Annotated in this window: 17 protein-coding genes; 11 read left to right on the plus strand and 6 right to left on the minus strand. The window is 71.8% G+C overall.

Annotated elements, in window-relative coordinates:
• Nucleotides 1-19 precede the first annotated feature (19 nt).
• A complete protein-coding gene (locus tag EIM48_RS00635; protein ID WP_125110882.1) occupies nucleotides 20-1693 on the plus strand; it encodes an AarF/UbiB family protein in 1674 nt (557 codons plus the stop codon).
• Nucleotides 1694-1696: 3 nt separating this feature from the next.
• On the opposite strand, the gene dapE is transcribed toward EIM48_RS00635, so the two are convergent.
• From dapE to map, 6 genes are read right to left on the minus strand one after another with little or no spacing between them, the layout of a single operon-like run.
• Nucleotides 1697-2842 (minus strand): succinyl-diaminopimelate desuccinylase, encoded by a 1146-nt coding sequence (gene dapE / locus EIM48_RS00640; protein ID WP_125076562.1) that lies wholly within the window; start codon nucleotides 2840-2842, stop codon nucleotides 1697-1699.
• 46 nt (nucleotides 2843-2888) lie between these two features.
• Nucleotides 2889-3248, minus strand: a complete 360-nt coding sequence (locus EIM48_RS00645; RefSeq protein WP_019398603.1) for an arsenate reductase — start codon at nucleotides 3246-3248, stop codon at nucleotides 2889-2891.
• 24 nt (nucleotides 3249-3272) lie between these two features.
• Nucleotides 3273-5180, minus strand: a complete 1908-nt coding sequence (locus EIM48_RS00650) for a CocE/NonD family hydrolase (RefSeq protein ID WP_125108359.1) — start codon at nucleotides 5178-5180, stop codon at nucleotides 3273-3275.
• 36 nt (nucleotides 5181-5216) lie between these two features.
• Nucleotides 5217-6125, minus strand: a complete 909-nt coding sequence (dapD, locus tag EIM48_RS00655) for a 2,3,4,5-tetrahydropyridine-2,6-dicarboxylate N-succinyltransferase (protein ID WP_019398605.1) — start codon at nucleotides 6123-6125, stop codon at nucleotides 5217-5219.
• Nucleotides 6125-8749, minus strand: coding sequence for a [protein-PII] uridylyltransferase (glnD, locus tag EIM48_RS00660; RefSeq protein ID WP_125110883.1), 2625 nt, complete (start codon nucleotides 8747-8749; stop codon nucleotides 6125-6127). Before glnD ends, dapD begins: the two co-directional genes overlap by 1 nt.
• On the minus strand, nucleotides 8746-9522 hold the full coding sequence (gene map, locus EIM48_RS00665) for a type I methionyl aminopeptidase (protein ID WP_125110884.1): 777 nt from the start codon (nucleotides 9520-9522) through the stop codon (nucleotides 8746-8748). The genes glnD and map overlap by 4 nt, the downstream gene beginning before the upstream one ends.
• Before the next feature lie 358 nt (nucleotides 9523-9880).
• Here map and rpsB point away from each other — a divergent pair, with 358 nt between their 5' ends.
• From rpsB to bamA, 10 genes are all read left to right on the plus strand, one after another.
• Nucleotides 9881-10696: a 30S ribosomal protein S2 gene (gene rpsB, locus EIM48_RS00670; RefSeq protein WP_125110885.1), complete on the plus strand. Its 816-nt coding sequence runs from the start codon at nucleotides 9881-9883 to the stop codon at nucleotides 10694-10696.
• 161 nt (nucleotides 10697-10857) lie between these two features.
• Nucleotides 10858-11736, plus strand: coding sequence for a translation elongation factor Ts (gene tsf / locus EIM48_RS00675; protein ID WP_019397591.1), 879 nt, complete (start codon nucleotides 10858-10860; stop codon nucleotides 11734-11736).
• Between the two features lie 183 nt (nucleotides 11737-11919).
• Entirely contained in the window at nucleotides 11920-13410 is a 1491-nt protein-coding gene (locus EIM48_RS00680; protein ID WP_125110886.1) for a GGDEF domain-containing protein, read from the plus strand.
• A 73-nt stretch (nucleotides 13411-13483) separates the two neighbouring features.
• Complete coding sequence (gene pyrH, locus EIM48_RS00685) at nucleotides 13484-14206, plus strand: UMP kinase (protein ID WP_026010286.1); 723 nt, start codon at nucleotides 13484-13486, stop codon at nucleotides 14204-14206.
• A 135-nt stretch (nucleotides 14207-14341) separates the two neighbouring features.
• On the plus strand, nucleotides 14342-14899 hold the full coding sequence (frr, locus tag EIM48_RS00690) for a ribosome recycling factor (RefSeq protein ID WP_019397588.1): 558 nt from the start codon (nucleotides 14342-14344) through the stop codon (nucleotides 14897-14899).
• A gap of 25 nt (nucleotides 14900-14924) precedes the next feature.
• Entirely contained in the window at nucleotides 14925-15674 is a 750-nt protein-coding gene (uppS, locus tag EIM48_RS00695; protein WP_026010285.1) for a polyprenyl diphosphate synthase, read from the plus strand.
• Complete coding sequence (locus tag EIM48_RS00700; protein WP_028915359.1) at nucleotides 15671-16534, plus strand: phosphatidate cytidylyltransferase; 864 nt, start codon at nucleotides 15671-15673, stop codon at nucleotides 16532-16534. The genes uppS and EIM48_RS00700 overlap by 4 nt, the downstream gene beginning before the upstream one ends.
• 14 nt (nucleotides 16535-16548) lie before the next feature.
• The gene (locus EIM48_RS00705; RefSeq protein ID WP_125110887.1) at nucleotides 16549-17775 is read left to right on the plus strand and encodes a 1-deoxy-D-xylulose-5-phosphate reductoisomerase; all 1227 of its coding nucleotides are present in this window, start codon (nucleotides 16549-16551) and stop codon (nucleotides 17773-17775) included.
• Nucleotides 17768-19126, plus strand: coding sequence for an RIP metalloprotease RseP (gene rseP, locus EIM48_RS00710; protein ID WP_026010284.1), 1359 nt, complete (start codon nucleotides 17768-17770; stop codon nucleotides 19124-19126). Before EIM48_RS00705 ends, rseP begins: the two co-directional genes overlap by 8 nt.
• Nucleotides 19127-19194: 68 nt before the next feature.
• On the plus strand, nucleotides 19195-21597 hold the full coding sequence (gene bamA, locus EIM48_RS00715) for an outer membrane protein assembly factor BamA (RefSeq protein ID WP_026010283.1): 2403 nt from the start codon (nucleotides 19195-19197) through the stop codon (nucleotides 21595-21597).
• The last annotated feature ends 82 nt before the right edge of the window (nucleotides 21598-21679 follow it).

Genomic DNA, 21679 nt, shown 5'->3' on the forward strand with positions numbered 1-21679 from the left:
CGCCCGGGGAGACACCGCCTTGCCTGGAACCAGTCGCCGCCTGACCCGCACCACCCAGGTCGTTACCCGCCTGGCGCGCCATCGCCGCATCCTGACCGGGATGGACTGGAGCCAGGCGCCGCCGGTGGAACCGACCGTGGCCCACGTATCGGAGGTCGCCGAGGCCAAGGCCTTCGCCGCCGACCTGGAGGCGCTGGGCCCGGCCTTCATCAAGCTGGGGCAATCCCTGTCCACCCGCCCGGACCTGGTGCCCGCGGCCTACATCGACGCACTGGACCGGATCCAGGACGAGGTCGCGCCGGTGCCGACCGCGGTGATCGAGAAGACCATCGAGGAGGAGCTGGGCGCCAAGGTCGGCCGCATCTTCGCCAGCTTCGACCCGGTGCCGCTGGCCGCCGCCTCGCTGGCCCAGGTGCACCGCGCGACCCTGCGCGACGGCCGCGAAGTGGCGGTGAAGGTGCAGCGCCCGGGCATGGAAGCCGCCATCCGCCTGGACCTGGAAGTGCTGGCCGGACTGGCCGGCACCGCCGATGCGCTGACCCAGGCCGGGCGCCGCCTGCGCTTCGCCGACTGGATCGCCGAGTTCCGCAAGATCCTGCTGCTGGAGCTGGACTACCGGCGCGAGGCCGAGAACCTGGAGCGCTTCCGCGAGCGCCTTTCCGAATACCCGCACCTGTTCGTGCCGGCGCCGGTCTGGGGCCTGAGCACCTGCAAGGTGCTGACCATGGAACTGGTGCACGGCGAGAAGGTCACCTCGGTCACCGGCCTGCAGCGCACCGAGCTGGACCTGCGCACGCCGGCTTCGGAACTGATGCGCGCCTACCTGGACCAGGTGTTCGTCAACGGCGACATCCATGCCGACCCGCACCCGGGCAACGTGCTGCTGTGCCGCGACGGACGCCTGGCGCTGATCGACCTGGGCATGGTCGCGCAGGTGGCGCCGCGCATGCGCGAGCGCCTGCTCAAGCTGCTGTTCGCCGCGGTCGACGCGCGCGGCGAGGACGTGGCGCGCGAGCTGGTGGCGATCGGCACGCGCCTGGAGCAATTCGACGATGCCGCCTTCAGCCGCGACACCGGGCAGCTGGTGGCGCGCTACGCCACCGGCGGCCGCCGCACCTCGGAGGGCCGGCTGCTGCTGGACCTGGTGGCCTGCGCGGCCGAACGCGGCCTGCGGGTGCCGCCGGAGATCAGCCTGCTCGGCAAGACCCTGCTCAACCTCGAGCGGGTGGCCGACGCGCTGGACCCGGAAATGGACGTGCGCGAGCTGGTGGAGGAACACCTGCAGTCGATCATGCGCAAGCAGCTGAGGCGCTCGTTCTCCAGCGCCAACATGGCCAGCGAGGCGCTTGAGGTGCAGGCGCTGCTGCGCGACGCGCCGCGCAAGATCTCCGACACCCTGTCGCTGCTGGCCGAGAACAAGATGCAGGTCCGCCTGGACGGCCTGGACCACTCCAGGATCATGGAGAACCTGCAGAAGATCGCCAACCGCATCGCCGCCGCGGTGGTGACCGCGGCGCTGCTGCTGTCCTCGGCGATGCTGATGAGGATCGAGACCAAGACGACCCTGTTCGGCTACCCGGTGCTGGCGGTGCTGCTGTTCCTGGTCGGCGCCGGGCTGGGCATCGCCATTGCGCTCAGCGCGCTGATCTTCGACCGCCGCGCCAAACCGGCCGAACGCAGCGGCCCGACCTGAGGCTCAGCGCGCGCCGGGCTGCAGCAACAGCCGCTCGAGCAGGCGCTGGTACAGGCCAGGCAGCGCCTCCAGCTCGGCCACCGACACGTGCTCGTCGACCTGGTGGATGGACGCGTTCACCGGCCCGACCTCGATGCACTGCGCGCCCAGCGGCGCGATGAAGCGCGCGTCGGAGGTGCCCCCGCCGGTGCTTTCCTCCGGCGGCGCGCCCGCCACTTCCGCCAGCACCTCGCGCGCGGCGCGGCGCAGCGGGCCTTCGGGCGTGTAGAACGGCTCGCCGCTGCGGTGCCAGCGCAGCTCGTAACCGAGCCCATGGCGGTCCAGCAGTGCGGCGATCTCCGCCTCCAGCCGCGGCGCGTCCCAGTGCGGGTTGTAGCGCAGGTTGAACAGCACCTGCAGCTCGCCGGGGATCACGTTGTTGGCGCCGGTGCCGGCGTGGATGTTGCTGACCTGCAGGCTGGTCGGCGGGAAGCTCTCGTAGCCTTCGTCCCAGACCCGCGCCACCAGTTCGGCCAGCGCCGGCGCGGCCTGGTGGATCGGGTTGCGCGCCTTGTGCGGATAGGCGACGTGTCCCTGCACGCCCTTCACCGTGAGCGTGGCCGACAGGCTGCCGCGGCGCCCCACCCGCAGCAGGTCGCCCAGCCTGGCGGTCGAGGACGGCTCGCCGGTGATGCACCAGTCGATCCGTTGCCCGCGCTGGCGGAAGGTCTCGGCCACGCGGCGCACGCCGTCGATGGCATCGCCCTCCTCGTCCGAGGTCAGCAGCAGCGCCAGCGTGCCGGGATGGCCGGGATGCGCGGCGACGAAGCGCTCGGCCGCGACCACGAACGCGGCCACGCTGCCCTTCATGTCGGCCGCGCCGCGGCCGTACAGCACGCCGTCGCGCACCTGCGGCTGGAATGGATCGCTGGCCCAGGCCTCGCGCGGGCCGGGCGGGACCACGTCGGTATGTCCCAGCAGCACCAGCACCGGGCCCTCGCCGCTGCCATGCGTGGCCCACAGGTTGTCGACCTGGCCGTAGCGCAGCGATTCGCAGGCGAAGCCGGCGCGCCGCAGGCGCGCGGCCAGCAACGCCTGGCAGCCGGCGTCGTCCGGCGTCACCGAGGGACGCGCGATCAGTTCGCAGGCCAGGTCCAGGACTTCGCTCATGCTCTCGATCCGTATCCGGGTTGCGGCCGGCCGCCGCGGTATGGCCTCAGCCGACGCCGAACAGCTTCTTGAAGCCGTTGTCGGAGAAGCCCTGGCTGAAGCTGCCGTCCTCCCGGACCACCACCGGGCGGCGCACCAGCTGCGGATGCTCGCGCAGCAACAGCTTCCACTCCGCCTCGCTGCCCGGCGACTTGCGGTTCTCAGGCAGCTGGCGCCAGGTGGTGGAGGACTTGTTGACCAGGGCATCGAAGCCGCCGGCCTTGCCCGCCCACTCCACCAGGGTCTCCGGCGAGGGCTTGTTGTCGCGGTAGTCGACGAAGGTGTACGGCACGCCGAAGCGGTCCAGCCACTTGGTCGCCTTCTTGCAGGTATCGCAGTTCTTCAGGCCGTAGATCGTGTTGCTCATGCAGTCTCCGGGGCGCGGCCGCGCTCAGCGCGCGACCACGGGCAGTTCGATGTAGCTGGCGGCGTCGGCCGAGTGGTGCACGGCGTTCTCCGCCACCACCGGCTCGGACTCGGTCTCGTTCGCGCCGCCGGTGTTGAGGTTGCGGGCGAACTTGGGGAAGTTGGAACTGGTCACTTCCACGCGGATGCGGTGGCCCTTGCCGAACTGGATCGAGGTGGCGATCGGGGTCGGCCGCAGCTCGTAGACCTGGCCCGGCTGCATCAGCCGCGGCGACTCGTAGCCGTCGCGGTAGCGCGCGCGCAGCATGGTGTCGCCGACGATCCACGCGGTGCCGTCCGGGGCCACGTCCACCAGCTTCACCGCAAAGTCGGTGTCCGGCGCGCTGGAGGAGACCTTGAGCACCGCGTCGACGAAGCCGGTCACTTCCAGCGGCTGCTCCAGCGGCTCGCTGGTGTAGACCAGAACATCGTGGCGGGCCTCCACCTGGCGCTGGTCGAAGGCGCCGGGCGTCACCAGGCCGCCGTTGCAGCAGTCGCCGCCGCCGATGGTCTGCACCGGGTTGGCCGGGTCGTAGACAAAGCGGTCGGCCGGCGCGCCGGCGGGCGGCGGTCCGGGCGACAGCCGGCCGTCGCCGTGCAGCGAGTTGGCGCGGCCGTCCGAATGCAGGTACAGGCGCAGCGGCCTGGCCGCCTTCGGCGGCCAATGCTCGTCGGCCTGCCACTTGTCCAGGCCGATGGTGAAGTAGCGCACCTTCGGCGTGCTGGACGGGAAGGCCTTCTTCTCGCCCTTCAGCCAGCGGTCGAAGAACGCCCAGATCTGCTCGCTGACCGGGAAGCTGGCGTCGCCGACCTTGCGCGCGCCGACCGTGTAGTCGGGGCCCAGCTGCCAGAACTGGCAGTGCGGGTTGGGGCCGACCACCACGTACTGGTTGGCGCTGGCCTCGGCGTCGGTGCCGGCGTTGCGTGCGTGGTTGAACAGCTCCAGGTTCGGGCCGATGGACACGTCGTACCAGCTGTTGAACCACAGCGCCGGCACGCCCCAGCCCATGGAGTCGTGGTACAGGCCACCCTGTTCCCAGGCCGGGTCGGCCGGGCCGTTGCGGCGGATCAGCGCCTCGAAGGTCGCCGGCGGCTCGCCCAGCGAGGACAGCAGTTCGCTGTACGGCAGGTGCCAGATGTGCCTGGCCCAGTCGACCTTGGGCTTGGTCGCGTGCAGGTCGTTGTACTGGGCCACGCGCGCACGCAGCGGGCCGTCGAGGTCCTGCGGCAGCTGCGCGCGCAGCGGGTTGTCCACCCCGTACATCCACACCGCAAACAGGATGCGCGGCACGCCGCCGGTGTAGAAGTTGCCCTGCTCGCGGAAGCGTCCGACCTTGCCGATGCCGGCGCCGGCGGCCATCGGCACCATCGCCGCGTGCGCCGGGTGGTCCAGCGCCGCCAGCGCCAGCTGCCATTCGGCCGAGGACGAGCAGCCCAGGGTGCCGACCTTGCCGTTGGACCAGGGCTGGGCCGCGATCCAGTCCAGGGTGTCCCAGCCGTCGGTCTGCGGATGGCCGAGGATCTCGTAGTCGCCCTGGCTGAAGTAGCGGCCGCGCTCGTTCTGCACCACGAAGGCGTAGCCGCGGCGCACGGCCTCGATCGCCAGCTGCGCCGAGCGCCCGCGCGGGTTGTGCTCGTTGTACGGGGTCTTCCACAGCACCGTCGGCAGCTTGCCGGTGGCGCCCTTCGGCCGCCAGACGTTGGTGGACAGGCCGACGCCGTCGCGCATCGGCACCAGCACCGCGGTCTCGGCCTCGGCGATCTCCGCCAGCTCGGCGCGCAGGCCGTCCTCGCTGTAGCGGGACAGCTCCCCGGCGCATGCCAGCGGCACCACCGCCGCCAGCACCGCCGCCAGCCAGCCAACCCGCTTCCCCTTCCTGCGTTCCGCCTTCATGGGCATTCACCCCCCGGGAGTGGACGATCTGGATCCTCAGCCGCGCAGCAGCTCGTTGATGCTGGTCTTGGCGCGGGTCCTGGCGTCGACCTGCTTGACGACCACCGCACAGTACAGCGAATGGCTTCCGTCGGCAGCCGGCAGCGAGCCGGACACCACCACGCTGTACGGCGGCACGTAGCCATAGCTGATCTCGCCGGTGGCGCGGTTGTAGATGCGGGTCGACTGGCCGAGGAACACGCCCATGCCGATCACGCTGTGGTGGCCGACGACCACGCCCTCCACCACCTCCGAGCGCGCGCCGATGAAGCAGTGGTCCTCGATGATGGTCGGGCTGGCCTGCAGCGGCTCGAGCACGCCGCCGATGCCGGCGCCGCCGGAGATGTGGCAGTGCTTGCCGACCTGCGCGCAGGAACCGACCGTGGCCCAGGTGTCGACCATGGTGCCCTCGCCCACGTGCGCGCCGATGTTGACGAAGCTGGGCATCAGCACCACGTCCTTGCCGAAGTAGGTGCCGCGGCGGGCGACGGTGCCCGGCACCACGCGCACGCCAAGCTTGCGGAACTCGGCCTCGCCCCAGCCCTGGAAGCGCAGCGGCACCTTGTCCCAGTACGGGCCGGGCGCGCCTTCCATCACCACCATGTCGTTGACCCGGAAGTACAGCAGCACGGCCTTCTTGAGCCATTCGTTCACCTGCCAGCCGCCGTTGCCGTCCGGCTCGGCCACGCGGAACTCGCCGCTCTCCAGGCCGCCGATCACGCGTTCGACCAGCGGCCGGGTGGAGCCGTCGATCTCGTCCAGGGTCAGGCTGGCGCGGCGTTCGAACGCGTCCTCGATCGAGAAGCGCAGCTCGGCCAGGCCGGGCTTCTCGGCGGCGGCGACGGCGCGCTTGCGCGGCGCGGCGGGCTTGCGGGTGGCGGGGGTCTTCTTCGGCGTCGTTGCCATCAGCGTGCGGCTCCTGTGCTGTCGGGATCCAGCCGCGTGCGGAGCTCGGCGCGCAGGGCCTCCTGCGCGGCGCCGTCCAGCGGCCGGTCATGCTCGTCGGTGATCTGGAAAAGGTCCTCGGCGCGCTCGCCGAAGGTGGCGATGCGCGCGTCGTGCACGCGCAGCCGGCAGGCGCGCAGCGCCAGCGCCACCTCCGCCAGCAGGCCCGGGCGGTCCGGGCAAACCAGCGACAGCAGGCTGCGGCGGCCGTCGGCGGTGGTGTTGAACTCCACCGTCGGCGGGAAACGGAAATGGCGCAACTGCCGCGGCGCGGCGCGCCGGGTGGCGCGCACCTGGTCCAGCTCGCCGGACAGGGCCTGGGCCAGGGCCGCCTCCAGCTGCACCGGGTCGCCGCTGGCGAAGCTGTCGGCCGGCAGCACCTCGAAGGTGTCGAACACGGTGCCGTTGGGGCCCATCAGCACGCGCGCCTGGTGGATGCCGTAGCCGTGCCGGTCCAGGGTGGCCACGATCGCGGCGAACAGGCCGTCGCGGTCGGGCGAATGCACGAACACCTCCAGCGCGGTGCCGGCGATGCGCCGCACCGCGACCCGGGTGTCGCCCATGCGCACGTCCACCAGCAGCATGGTCTGCCAGGCCAGCTGCTCGGGTCGGAAGCGCAGGAAGGCCTCGTCCGGCATCTGCGCGAACTGGCGGTCGATGGTGGCGTCGTCGAAGCCGGCCGCGCGCACCAGGGCACGGGTCTCCTCGCGCGCCTCGGCCACCCGCGCCTCCACGTCCAGCGGCGCCTCCAGGCCCTCGCGCAGCATGCGCCGGGTGGCCAGGTAGAGGTCGGCCAGCAGGCGGTCCTTCCATGCGTTCCAGACCTTGGGGCTGGTGCCGGCGATGTCGGCGCAGGTCAGCAGGTACAGGTAGTCCAGGCGCTCGCGCTCGCCCATCAGGATGGCGAAGCGGCGCACCACCTCCGGGTCGGCGATGTCCTGCTTCTGCGCGGTCACCGACATGCGCAGGTGCTGCTCCACCAGCCAGGCCACGAGCCCGGTGTCGGACTCGCTGAGCCCGTGCGCGGCGCAGAACTCGCGCGCGTCCACCGCGCCCAGCTCGGAATGGTCGCCGCCGCGGCCCTTGGCGATGTCGTGGAACAGGCCGGCCAGCAGCAGCAGCTCGGGTTTGCGCAGGCGCGGCCAGACCTCGTGGGCGATGGAGAAGCGCTCGTCCGGCTGGCCGCTGGCGAAACCCGCCATGTTCCGCAGCACCATCAGGGTGTGCTGGTCCACGGTGTAGGCGTGGAACAGGTCGAACTGCATGCGCCCGGAGACCCGGGCGAAGGCCGGCAGGTACTGGCCGAGCACGCCCAGCCGCGCCAGCCGGGTCAGGGTCTCGACCGGGCGCGGCCCGCGCAGCAGGGCCATGAAGCGGGCGCGCGCCGCCGGGCCGGCCTCGGTATAGGGCGGCAGCCGCGGCAGCGCCTCGGCCAGCGCGCGCGCGGTGCGCGAGTGCAGGCCGCAGATCTCCGGATGCGCGGCCCAAGTCGAGAACAGCCCCAGCACCTCGCGCAGGTCGCCCTCCGGCCAGTACGGCGCGGCGGCCGCGAGGTAGCCGCGCTTGAGCCCGAAGTCCGGGTTCAGCGGCACCGCCTCGGCCTCGCCGTCGAAGGTCTCCTCGAAGCGCTGCAGCAGCCGGTCGCTGATCCGGCGCACGATCGCGGCGCTGCGGTAGAAGCCCTGCATCATCTTTTCGACCGCCAGGCTGTGGGCGTCGTCCTCAAGCCCCAGGCGCCGCGCCAGCAACTTCTGGTAGTCGAAGCCCAGCCGCTCCTCGGGGCGCCCGGCCACCAGGTGCAGGCCGAAGCGCAGGCGGCCCAGGGCGCGGCGCTCGCGCGCCAGCGCCGCGGCCTCGTCCTGGCCCAGGTGGCCCAGCTCCACCACCGCGTGCAGGTCGCTGACGCCGAACGCGCGCAGCGCCATCCAGCCGAGGGTGTGCAGGTCGCGCAGGCCGCCGGGGCCGTCCTTGATGTTGGGCTCGAGGTTGTCGGAGGTGTCGCCGAAGCGCTGGTGGCGCGCCTGCAGCTCCTCGCGCTTGGCCAGGAAGAACTCGCGCGGCGGCCATACCCGCTGCGGGGAGATGGCGTCGGCCAGGGCCGCCTGCGCGGCGGCGTCGGCCACCAGCGGGCGCGCCTCCAGCAGCGCGGTCATCACCGTCTGGTCGGCGGCCGCGGCGGTGCACTCGGCGGGCGAGCGCACGGCGTGGCCGACCGGCAGGCCGGCGTCCCACGCCAGGGCGAAGAAGCGGGAAAGCGCGGCCTCGTGCGCCTGCTGCGCGCCGGCCTCGGCCAGCACCAGCAGGTCGATGTCCGAGCGCGGGAACAGTTCGCCGCGGCCGTAGCCACCCACCGCGAACAGGGCCAGCCCGGGAGCCTCGCCCAGGCAGCGCGCCCAGGCCTGGCGCAGGACCAGGTCCACCGCGCGCGCGCGCAGCGCCAGCAGGCGGTCGATGTCGGCCTCGGGGCCGTAGCGGCGGGCCAGCCGCGCGTCGGCGGCGGCCAGCTGGGCGCGGGCGGTGGCGGCCCAGTCGGCGTCGCTGGTCGCGGCGACGCCAGCCACGTCCACCGGGCCGGGACCGCTCACGCCGGCGGCTGCTGGCCCGGCGCCAGCGTCAGCACGTCCACCCCGTCCTCGGTGACGGCGACCATGTGCTCCCACTGCGCGGAGAGCTTGCGGTCCTTGGTGACCACGGTCCAGCCGTCGGGCAGCACGCGGGTGTAGCGGGTGCCCTCGTTGATCATCGGCTCGATGGTGAAGGTCATGCCCGGCTTGAGCACCAGGCCCTCGCCCGGGCGGCCGTAGTGCAGCACCTGCGGCTCGTCGTGGTAGACCTTGCCGATGCCGTGGCCGCAGTACTCGCGCACCACCGAGAAGCGCTCGGATTCGGCGTAGCTCTGGATGGCGTGGCCGACGTCGCCCAGGGTGGCACCCGGCTTCACCGCGCGGATGCCGCGCCACATCGCCTCGAACGTGGTCTCGACCAGGCGCCGGGCCATCACCGACGGGGTGCCGGCGTAGTACATGCGGCTGGTGTCGCCGTGCCAGCCGTCCTTGATCACGGTGACGTCGATGTTGACGATGTCGCCGTCCTTGAGGACCTTGGTGGCGCTCGGGATGCCGTGGCAGATGACGTTGTTGACGGAGATGCAGGTGGCCTTGGGGTAGCCCCGGTAGCCGACGTTGGCCGGGATCGCGTCCTGCACGTTGACGATGTAGTCGTGGCAGATGCGGTCCAGTTCCTCGGTGCTCACCCCCGGCTTCACGTGCGGGGTGATCATTTCCAGCACCTCGGCGGCCAGGCGGCCGGCGACGCGCATCTTCTCGATTTCTTCGGGGGTCTTGAGGTGCAGGGTCATGGCGGGGATTATCGCCTATTCGCGCCCCTCCGGCGGCCCTTCCGCGCCCGCACGCGGCCTGCCACGCCCCCGCACCCCGGGTCGTTTGCCCCGCCCCCGCCCCGGCAGGTATACTTCCGCGCCTCTGTTTGCCCCCGCCAGGGGGACGCCCACGCCGGGCGCAGGGTACCGGGCTCCGTCCCGGCCGGCGAATACACACCTGACGCCAATGCCCGTGCCGGGGTGCCTGCCAGACAGGTTCGGCCACGGAAGCGCCAGGGAGGCCCAACCCCGGAACCCATGCCCGCGGCGCCACGCCCGGGCGCCCGCACATTGCCCAGACAGGCCGCGGGGCGGTTCCACTGCCAGGAGTTCTGCAATGCCCCAGATCACCATGCGCCAGATGCTGGAAGCCGGCGTCCACTTCGGCCACCAGACCCGTTACTGGAACCCGAAGATGGCCCCGTACATCTTCGGTGCGCGCGGCAAGATCCACATCATCAACCTCGAGAAGACCGTCCCGCTGTTCCAGGACGCGATGAACTTCATCTCGGGCATCGCGCAGAAGCGCGGCACCATCCTCTTCATCGGCACCAAGCGCAGCGCGCGCGACGCCATGAAGGAAGAGGCCGAGCGCTGCGGCATGCCGTACATGACCCAGCGCTGGCTGGGCGGCACCCTGACCAACTTCCGCACCGTGAAGCAGTCGGTGGCCCGCCTGAAGGAGCTGGAGGCCGCCGAGACCGACGGCACCTTCGAAAAGCTGGTCAAGCACGAGGTGCTGGCCCTGCGCCGCGAGCGCGAGAAGCTGGAAGCCTCGCTGGGCGGCATCAAGGACATGAACCGCCTGCCCGACGCCCTGTTCGTGATCGACATCGGCCACGAGGACATCGCCATCAAGGAAGCCAAGAAGCTGGGCATCCCGGTGGTGGCCGTGGTCGACACCAACTACGACCCCAACCTGGTCGACTACGCGATCCCGGGCAACGACGACGCCATCCGCGCCGTGCAGCTGTACGCCCGCGCCGCCGCCGACGCGGTGCTGGAGGGCAAGGCCGCCGCCCCGCACGCCGCCACCGTGACCGAGAGCGACTTCATCGAGGCCGACGAGGCCAAGGGCGCCCGCCGCGCCCCGGCCAAGAAGGGCCCGCGCAAGGGCAAGGCCGAGGAAGGCGAGGCCGCCGCGGCCGAGTAAGCCGCACCCGGCGGCCGCCCCGCGCGGCCGCCATCCCCCCGCGGGCCCGCCCCAGGCAGGCCCGCTTGCGGGCGGGCCGCCCCGCGCAGGCATGCGCGACGGCCCTCCGCCCGCTCCGCCCCGGCGCGGAGCCACCTTCATCCCGTTAGAGAGGAATTCCCGTGGAAATCACTGCTTCCCTGGTCAAGGAACTGCGCGAGCGCACCGGCGCCGGCATGATGGAGTGCAAGAAGGCCCTGACCGAGAACAACGGCAACATCGACGCCGCCGCCGAGTGGCTGCGCAAGGCCGGCCTGGCCAAGGCCGACAAGAAGGCCGGCCGCGTGGCCGCCGACGGCCGCATCGCGGTCGCCCAGGACGGCGGCAAGGCCGTGCTGGTGGAGATCAACTCCGAGACCGACTTCGTGGCCAAGGACACCAACTTCCTGGCCTTCGCCGAGGCCGTCGCCCAGGCCGCGCTGGCCTCCGGCGCCGCCGACGTCGAGGCCCTGAAGGCCGCCAAGCTGGCCTCCGGCGAGACCGTCGAGGAAGCCCGCGCCGCGGTCATCGCCAAGGTCGGCGAGAACGTGCAGGTCCGCCGCCTGGCCCTCATCGACAGCGCCAACAACGTCGCCGCCTACGTCCACGGCGGCCGCATCGGCGTGCTGGTCGAGGTCAAGGGCGGCGACGCCGAGCTGGCCCGTGGCATCGCCATGCACGTGGCGGCCATGAACCCGCCGCACATCAAGGCCTCCGACGTCCCGGCCGAGTTCATCGCCAAGGAGAAGGAAATCGAGCTGGCCAAGATGTCCGAGAAGGACAAGGCCAAGCCGGCCGAGATCCTGGAGAAGATCATCTCCGGCAAGATCAACAAGATCGTCAACGAGGTGACCCTGTACGGCCAGCCGTACGTGCTGGACACCAACCAGAGCGTCGAGCAGGTGCTGAAGGCCGCCGGCGCCGAGGTGGTCCGCTTCGAGCGCCTGGCCGTGGGCGAAGGCATCGAGAAGAAGGAAGACGACTTCGCCGCCGAGGTCATGAAGCAGGCCGGCCTGGCCTGATCAGCCTCCTGGCGCAGTCCCCGAGGAAAAGCCGCGGCCCCGCCGCGGCTTTTCCGCATTAAAGGCCCCGGCGAGCCAGCCGATACCGGTAGCGGAGGCAGCCATGCGCCAGCGCATGGACCGCCACGTTGGGACCGTGGACCCACGCCACGGCGGCAGGTTTCCCCCTGACAGCCACAGACGATGCACCCGGACCTCGAAGCCAGCCTCGTGCACTGCCGCAACCTGCCGTCGCCGCCGGCGATCGCCCTGCAGATCATCGAACTGGCCCAGGACCCCGACGCGGACCTGGCCACCGCCGCGCGGGTGATCGCCATGGACCCCGCGCTCAGCGCGCGCCTGCTGCGGGTGGCCAATTCCCCGCTGTACGCAGGGCGCCGCCGGGTCGAGACCCTGGCCCAGGCGACCACCATGCTGGGCCTCAACGCCACCCTGAGCCTGGCCCTGGGCTTCTCCCTGGCCCGCGGCCTGCGCGCCACCGACGGCGCCGCCGCCGAGCAGGAACGGCTGTGGAAGCGCAGCGTGCTGTCGGCCCTGGCCGCTCGCCTGCTGGGCGAGCACGCCGGGCTGGAACGGCTGGAGGACCTGATGCTGGCCGGCCTGCTGCAGGACATCGGCGCCCTGGCCCTGCTGCAGGCCCGCCCCGATGCCTGGCTGGCCCTGCAGGACGGCGGCCGCGTCCCGGCACCGCTGGAGCGCGAGCGCGAGGTGCTCGGCGACGACCATGCCGCGGCCGGCGCCTGGCTGGCCCGGCAGTGGCAGCTGCCCGACCACCTGTGCGACGCGATCGCCGCCAGCGAGGGCTGCCCGGCCCCGGCCAACGCCTTCCAGGCGTGCGTGTTCGCCTCCGGCGCGGTGGCCACCCTGTGGCTGGCCGACGATGACCCCGACGGTGCCCTGCGCACCGCGGCCGAGGCCCGGATCGAGGCCGGCGGCATCGGCGGCCCCGGCACCCTGGACAGCCTGCTGGCGCAGATGGCCTCGGCGGCGCAGGGCTTCGGCGCCCTGTTCGACATGCGCATCGTGCAGCCGGCGCACCTGCAGGCGATCATCGAGCAGGCGCGCGAGCTGCTGGTGCTGCGCAACCTGCGCGAGATCCAGGAGGCCGCCCGCGCCCGCCGCGAGGCCGACGCCTCGCGCGAGCACATCCGCCACCTGACCGAACAGGCCCGGCGCGACCCGCTGACCGGGGTCTACAACCGCATGCAGCTGGAGGAGGCGCTGGAGCGCGAGTTCGCCGCCGCCAGCGCCGCCGGCCAGCCGCTGTCGATCGCCTTCGTCGACCTGGACGGCTTCAAGCAGATCAACGACCGCCACGGCCACCTGGTCGGCGACCAGGTCCTGCGCCAGTTCGCCCAGACCCTGCAGCGCCTGCTGCGCAGCACCGACCTGGTCGCGCGCTACGGCGGCGAGGAGTTCCTGGTGGTGCTGGCCCATTCCAACGAGGCCGCCGCGGCACGGGTGCTGCGGCGGATCCTCGAGGAGACCGCGCGCACCCCGATGGCGGTGGTCGATGGCCACCCGCTGTACGTGACCTTCTCCGCCGGCGTCGCCAGCCGCGACGGCCACGACAGCCCGTTCGCCGACGCCCGCGCCATGCTCCAGGCCGCCGACCAGGCCCTGTACCTGGCCAAGCGCCGCGGCCGCAACCAGGTGGGCCAGCACGGGCAGTGAGGATGTGCGGGCGCAGGCGCCGGGGTTTCCGCTAGAATCCCCGCGTTTGTCCACCCCACTCCCGAGGCCCCCCATGTCCGATCTCGTCCACCGTCGCGTGCTGCTGAAACTTTCGGGAGAGGCGCTGATGGGGTCGGAGGACTACGGCATCGACCCGGTGGTGATCCGGCGCATCGCCGGCGAGGTGATGGAGGCCCGCGAGGCCGGTGCCGAGATCGCCCTGGTGATCGGCGGCGGCAACATCTTCCGTGGCGCCGGCCTGGCCGCCGGCGGCATGGACCGGGTGACCGGCGACCAGATGGGCATGCTGGCCACGGTGATCAACGCCCTGGCCATGCAGGACGCGCTGGAGAAGCTCGGCGGCAAGGTCCGGGTGATGAGCGCGATCAAGATCAACGACGTGTGCGAGGACTACATCCGCCGCCGCGCCGTGCGCCACCTGGAGAAGGGCCGCATCGCGATCTTCGCCGCCGGCACCGGCAACCCGTTCTTCACCACCGACTCGGCCGCCGCCCTGCGCGCGATCGAGATCAACGCCGACCTGCTGCTGAAGGCCACCAAGGTCGACGGCGTGTACGACAAGGACCCGAAGAAGCACCCCGACGCAGTGCGCTTCGAGGAACTGGACCACAACGAGGTCATCGCCCGCGACCTGCAGGTGATGGACACCGCCGCCTTTGCCCTGTGCCGCGACCACGGCATCCCGCTGCGGGTCTACGACCTGTCGGTGCCGGGCAACCTGATGGGCATCCTGCGCGGCGAGCCGATCGGCACCCTGGTCCGCGCCCGCCGCTGACCGCGGCCGCCGCACCCCGACCCCGCGAAGGGCCGCGCACGCGCGGCCCTTTTTCGTGCCTTGCCGCCGCGCCCGGGGCCAGGGATGGCATTACCCGTATAATCGGCCGATTCGGCTCCACCAGGAAACACGGCGATGATCAACGAAATCAAGCAAGACGCGCAGGCACGCATGGCCAAGAGCATCGAGGCCCTGCGCCACAACCTCGTCAAGGTCCGCACCGGGCGCGCCTCCACCGGCCTGGTCGACTCGATCAGGGTCAGCGCGTACGGCAGCGAGGTCCCGCTGTCGCAGGTGGCCGCCGTCTCCGTGTCCGACGCCCGCTCCCTGGTCATCCAGCCCTGGGACAAGGGCATGGTCGGCCCGATCGAGAAGGCCATCCTCGGCTCGGACCTGGGCCTGACCCCCAACACCGCCGGCACCACCATCCGCCTGAACCTGCCGCCGCTGACCGAGGAGCGCCGCCGTGAGCTGGCCAAGGTCGTGGCCGGCGAGGGCGAGGACGCCAAGGTCGCCATCCGCAACATCCGCCGCGACGCCAACCAGAAGGTCAAGGACCTGCTGAAGGAAAAGCAGATCAGCGAGGACGACGTGCGCCGCGCCGAGGACGAGATCCAGAAGATCACCGACAAGGCGATCAAGGACGTCGACGAGGTGGTCAAGGCCAAGGAACAGGAACTGATGGCGGTCTGAGCGGTCTGCCATCCGCATGACCCTCATGTCCGCCCCAGAACGCACCCCGGTCCCCCGCCACCTTGCCGTCATCATGGACGGCAACGGCCGCTGGGCGCAGCGCCGCCGCCGCCCGCGCGTGGTCGGCCACCGCGCCGGCGCGCGCGCGGCCGAGCGCACCATCGACTTCTGCCTGGACCGGGGCATCGGGGCGCTGACCCTGTTCGCCTTCTCCAGCGAAAACTGGGGCCGGCCCGAGGAGGAAGTCAACGCCCTGATGAAGCTGTTCCTGGGCGCGCTGGAACGCGAGGTCGGGGCGCTGGACAAGCGCGGCGTGCGCCTGCGCTTCATCGGCGACCGCGAGCGCTTTTCCCCGGCGATCCGCGAGCGCATGGCCGCCGCCGAGGCGCAGACCGCCGGCAACGGCCGCCTCGAGCTGGCCGTTGCCGCCAGCTACGGCGGGCGCCAGGACATCGCCTTCGCCGCCCGCGCCCTGGCGCGCGAGGTGGCCGCCGGGCGCCTGGACCCGGAGCGGATCGACGAGGCGGCCATGGCCGCCCACGTCGCCCTGGCCGACCTGCCCCCGCCGGACCTGTTCATCCGCACCGGTGGCGACCACCGGATCAGCAACTTCCTGCTCTGGCAGCTGGCCTACACCGAGCTGTGGTTCACCGACACGCTCTGGCCCGACGTGGACGCCAGCGTGCTGCAGCGTGCCCTGGACGACTTCGGCCGGCGCGAGCGCCGGTTCGGCCTGACCAGCGCGCAGATCGCCGCAGCGGAGACCTCCGCATGACCCGCACCCGCGTGATTGCTGCCCTGGTGATGGCCCCAACGGCCATCGCCGCCATCCTGCTGCTGCCCACCCCGTGGCTGGCCGCCGTGGCCGCCCTGGCCATGCTGACCGGCCTGTGGGAATGGCTGAAGCTGGCCGGGGTCGACGACAGCCTGCCGCGCACCGTGCTGGTGGGCCTGAACCTGCTGCTGATGGTCCTGCTGGTCTGGGCCTCGCGCAGCGAGGCCGGCTTCTCGCCGGTGCTGTTCCAGCTGGCGACCCTGGCCGGCGCCGCCGGCTGGGTGCTGTCCCTGCTGTGGCTGTGGCGCCCGGGCTTCGGCGCCGCCGACCGCCCCGCCAACCGCGCGCTCAAGCTGGCCGCCGGCACCCTGGCCGTGGTCCCGGCGTGGTGCGCCCTGTGCCTGGTGCACTCGGACAGCTTCGCCGCCCTCGGCGGTCCGGGCGAGCCGATGGCCCACCGCTGGCTGCTGGCCGCGCTGGCCCTGGTCTGGGCGGCCGACACCGGTGCCTACTTCGCCGGCCGCCACCTGGGCCGGCGCAAGCTGGCGCCGACCATCAGCCCCAACAAGACGGTCGAGGGCGCGCTGGGCGGCATTGCCGGCGCGGTGCTGGTGGCCCTGGCCTTCGGCGCCCTGGCCGGCGCCGGCGTGGCGCAGTGGCCGGGCCTGGCGCTGGTCGCGCTGGTCGCGGCCCTGGCCTCGATCGTCGGCGACCTGGTCGAGAGCCTGCTCAAGCGCCAGGCCGGGGTGAAGGATTCCGGCGACCTGATCCCGGGCCACGGCGGCGTACTGGACCGCATCGACGGCGTCCTCGCCGCCCTGCCGGTCTTCGCCATCGGCAAGGAAATCGCCGGGTTCTGAGCGAGGCCTTCCCCATGTCTTCCCCCGCCGACATCCGCCGGGTCGCCGTCCTCGGAGCCACCGGCTCCATCGGGACCTCGGCCCTCGATGTCATCGCCCGCCATCCCCGGCGCATGCGCGCCACCGTGCTGGCCGCCGGCGGCCGGGTCGATGCCCTGGTCCAGCTGTGCATCGCCCACCGCCCCGAGCACGCGGTGATCGCCGACCCGGCACTGTTCCCGCGCCTGCGCGACGGGCTGCGCGCTGCCGGCCTGGCCACCCGCGCCCACGCCGGCAGCGAGGCCCTGGAGGCGCTGGCCGCCGGCCCCGATTGCGACACCGTGGTCGCCGCCATCGTCGGCGCCGCCGGCCTCGGCTCCACCCTGGCCGCGGCCCGCGCCGGCAAGCGCCTGCTGCTGGCCAACAAGGAATCGCTGGTGCTGGCCGGCGAGCTGGTGATGGCCGCCGCGCGCGACGCCGGCGCCACCATCGTGCCGATCGACAGCGAGCACAGCGCGGTGTTCCAGTGCCTGCGCGCCTGCCGCGGCCAGGACGTGCGCCGGATCGTGCTGACCGCCTCCGGCGGCCCGTTCCGCGGCCGCAGCCGGGCCTCGTTGGCCGAGGTCACCCCGGCCCAGGCCGTGGCCCATCCCAAGTGGTCGATGGGCCCGAAGATCTCGGTCGACTCGGCCACCCTGATGAACAAGGGCCTGGAGGTGATTGAGGCCCACCACCTGTTCGGCCTGCCCGGCTCGCGGATCGACGTGCTGGTTCACCCGCAGAGCCTGGTCCACGCCCTGGTCGAGTACGTGGACGGCTCCACCCTGGCCCAGCTGGGCCTGCCGGACATGCGCACCGCCCTGGCGGTGGGCCTGGGCTGGCCGGAGCGGATCGAGTCCGGCGTGGCCGGGCTGGACCTGCTGGCCCAGGGCCGGCTGGAGTTCGAGCCGCCGGACATGGACGCCTTCCCCTGCCTGCGCCTGGCGCGCGGGGCGATGGATGCCGGCGGCACCGCCCCGGCGGTGCTCAACGCCGCCAACGAGGAGGCGGTTTCAGCCTTTCTTCAGGGGCGCGTGGGTTTCCTAGCCATTCCCGCGCTGGTCGAGGATGCCCTCGCCGCATTGCCGGCCGCGCCCGCCAGTTCCCTGGAGGCGCTGCTGCAGGCCGACGCGGACGCGCGCCGAGTGACCCGCCAGATGATCGACCACCGTTCCCCCAGCGGTGCCCCAGCCACCCCGCTCCAGGATGCCCGCCATGGGTGAGTTCCTCGGCTCCGTCTGGTGGCTCATCGTCAGCCTCGGGCTGCTGGTGACCTTCCATGAGTTCGGCCACTACTGGGTGGCCCGCCGCTGCGGCGTGGACGTGCTGCGCTTCTCCGTCGGCTTCGGCAAGCCGCTGTGGTCGCGCCGCAACCGCGCCGGCACCGAGTTCGCCATCGCCGCCATCCCGCTGGGCGGCTACGTGAAGATGCTGGACGAGCGCGAGGGCGATGTCCCGGTCACCCGCCAGGCGCATGCGTTCAACCGCCAGAACGTGTGGCGGCGGATCGCGATCGTGGCCGCCGGCCCGCTCGCCAACCTGCTGCTGTGCGTGGCCCTGCTGTGGGTGATGTTCATGGTCGGCCGCCAGGACTACGCCCCGGTGCTGGGCCGGGTCGGGGGCGTGGCCGCCGAGGCCGGTCTGCAGCGCGGTGACCGCCTGGTCGCGGTCGACGGCCGCCAGGTCGCGACCTGGACCGATGCCAGCCTGGCCCTGGCCGCCCCGGCGCTGGACCGCCGCGACATCGAGGTCACGGTCGAGGATCCCGCCGGCCGTGTCGCCACCCGCACCCTGCGCCTGTCGCGCCTGCCGGACCAGCTGGACGAGCGCCGCCTGGCCGAGCACGCCGGCCTGGCCTGGCAGTTCATGCTGGCCCCGGCCCGGGTCGACCAGGTCCGCGCGGACGGCGCCGCCGCCGGCGCCCTGCTGCCGGGCGACGTGATCCTGGCGATCGACGGCCAGGCGGTGAACGCCGCCGACGAGGTCGCGCCGCTGGTGCGCGCCCTGGGCGAGCGTGGCGGCCCGGGCATGATCGAGGTCGAGCGCGAGGGCGAGCGCCTGGCGATCGAGCTGGAGCCGCGGCGCAGCACCGATCCGGCCCGCGCCGGCGCGTGGGAGCTGGGCATCGTCCTGGCCCCGCCGCAGGCCCCGGCCTATGACGCGGTGCAGCGCTACGGCCCGCTGGCGGCCCTGCCGGTGGCGCTGCGCGAGACCGGCCGCCTGGCCTCCGACTCGCTGGGCATGATGCGGCGCATGGTCACCGGCGAGGCCTCGGTGAAGAACCTCTCCGGCCCGGTCACCATCGCCCGTGCCGCCAACGCCTCGGCCAAGCGTGGCGCCGACTGGTTCCTGTACTTCCTGGCCCTGCTGTCGCTGAGCCTGGCCATCATCAACCTGCTGCCGATCCCGGTCTTGGACGGCGGCCACCTCCTGTATTATTCGATCGAGTTGATCAAGGGCAGTCCGTTGAGCGAGCGGGCGATGGCCACCGGCCAGTACGTCGGCCTGGCCCTGCTGGCCGGCCTGATGGGCCTGGCCTTCTACAACGACCTGCTCGGCCTGCTCCCGCGATGACCCTGACGACCACCGGCGCGCGGCGCCGGCGATTCCTGCCCCGATACCCGTTTTCCACCGGATGTGACATGACGCGATTCCCCGTTCGCCGCCTGCTCGCCCTCGCCCTCGCCTCGTCCCTGAGCCTGTCGGCGATGGCGCAGACGGCCGAGCCGTTCACCGTCGCGGACATCCGCATCGACGGGCTGCAGCGCATCGCGGCCGGCACGGTCTTCACCTACCTGCCGGTGGAGCGCGGCGAGACCCTGGACGCGTCCAAGGCCGGCGACACCGTGCGCGCCCTGTACCGCACCGGCTTCTTCGAGGACGTGCGCCTGGACCGCCAGGGCGACATCCTGGTGATCACCGTCACCGAGCGCCCGGCGATCAACAAGCTCACGCTCAACGGCAACAAGGACATCAAGAGCGAGGACCTGCTGCGCGGCCTGCAGGACATCGGCCTGGCCGAGGGCGAGACCTTCGACCGCCTGGCACTGGACCGCGTCACCCAGGAGCTGACCCGCCAGTACAACAACCGCGGCAAGTACAACGTCCAGATCACGCCCACGGTCAGCCAGCTGGACCGCAACCGCGTGGACGTGACCATCGACATCAAGGAAGGCAAGGCGGCCAAGATCCGCCACGTCAACCTGGTGGGCGCCGAGTCCTTCGACACCGAGGAGATCCTGGATACCTGGGAGTCCAAGGAAAGCTCGTGGATGTCCTGGTACCGCCGCGACGACCAGTACTCCAAGGAAAAGCTCTCCGGCGACATGGAGAAGCTCAACTCCTGGTACCTGGACCGCGGCTACGTGGACTTCAGCATCGACTCCACCCAGGTGTCGATCAGCCCCGACAAGCGCGAGATGTACCTGAGCACCTCGATCACCGAGGGCGAGGTCTACAAGATCTCCGAAATCAAGGTCACCGGCGACACCATCCTGCCGCAGGACGTGGTCGAGCGCATGGTGATCCCCAAGGCCGGCGACACCTTCTCGCGCGTGCTGCTTGAAGCCAGCGCCGACGCCATCACCAACACCCTCAGCAACATCGGCTACGCCTTCGCCCGGGTCAACCCGATCCCGACCCCGAACCGCGCCGACCGCACCGTGGCGATCAACCTGCAGGTGATCCCCGGCCCGCGCGTGAACGTGCGCCGGATCGTGTTCAAGGGCAACACCCGCACCTCCGACGAGGTCCTGCGCCGCGAGATGCGCCAGTTCGAGAACGCCTGGTATTCGCAGGCGGCGATCGACCGCTCCACCGTGCGCCTGCGCCGCCTGGGCTACTTCGAGACCGTCGAGGTCGAGACCCCGCAGGTGCCGGGCAGCGGCGACCAGGTGGACGTGGTGTTCAACGTCAAGGAGACCACCTCCGGCAGCTTCGTGTTCGGCCTCGGCTACTCGCAGCTGGCCGGCATGACCGCCTCGGTGCAGCTGTCGCAGAGCAACTTCCTCGGCGGCGGCAACCGCGTGTCGGTGGAGGCGCAGCGCAGCGACTACCTGCAGCGCTACGCGTTCTCCTACATCAACCCGTTCTTCACCGACGAGGGCGTGTCGCTGGGCTACAACGTCTGGTGGCGCGAGCTGGACTACTCGGACTTCAACACCGCCCAGTACAACAGCACCAACGCCGCGGTGCAGACCGTGCTGGGCCTGCCGATCACCGAGCACAGCTCGGTCTCGCTGCTGTTCGGCATCGACAGCAACCAGATCCAGGCCTGGGGCGGCTACACCCCGCAGGCGATCGTCGACTACCTCGACGCGGTCGGCCAGCGCACCTTCCACGCCTGGCGCACCGAGCTGGGCTGGGCGCGCGACACCCGCAACGACTTCTTCATGCCCACCCGCGGCACCTACCAGCGCGTGGGCCTGGAAACCACCCTGCCCGGCTCGACCGCCGAGTACTACAAGCTCAGCTACGAGTTCTCGCGCTACTGGCGCCTGAGCCCGGCGTTCGTGCTGCGCACCGGCCTGGACCTGGGCTATGGCGACAGCTACGGCAGCGAGACCACCCGCCACCTGTGCGTCCCGGTCGACGGCACCACCGCCGATCCCTGCACGCCGGACGCGGCCGGCTACCGCAAGACCGTCACCGCTTCCGGGCTGCCGTTCTTCGAGAACTTCTACGCCGGCGGCACCCGCTCGGTGCGCGGCTTCCGCGACAACACCCTGGGTCCGCGCTCGGAGGTCATCGCCGGCTACCGCGGCCAGCCGATGGGCGGCTCGCTGAAGACCGTCGGCCAGATCGAGATGGTGTTCCCCAAGCTGTTCGACAGCAATGCCGCGCGCGTCTCGGCCTTCGTCGACTTCGGCAACGTGTACAACGGCATCGACGACTTCGACAGCGGCGAGCTGCGCGCCTCCGCCGGCGTGGCCCTGCTGTGGCGCGCCCCGGTGGGCCCGATCTCGATCAGCTACGCGTTCCCGTTCCGCAAGAAGGAAGGCGACGAGCTGGAGCGCCTGCAGTTCACCTTCGGCGGCGGCTTCTGACGCCAGCGCCAGCAGGCACAGGCACGAAGGGCGCCTTGCGGCGCCCTTCGTGTTTCCGGCGGCCCGATCCGGCCGCCGCAGG

Source organism: Pseudoxanthomonas sp. SGNA-20 (assembly GCF_003931635.1).
Taxonomy (GTDB): Bacteria; Pseudomonadota; Gammaproteobacteria; order Xanthomonadales; family Xanthomonadaceae; genus Pseudoxanthomonas.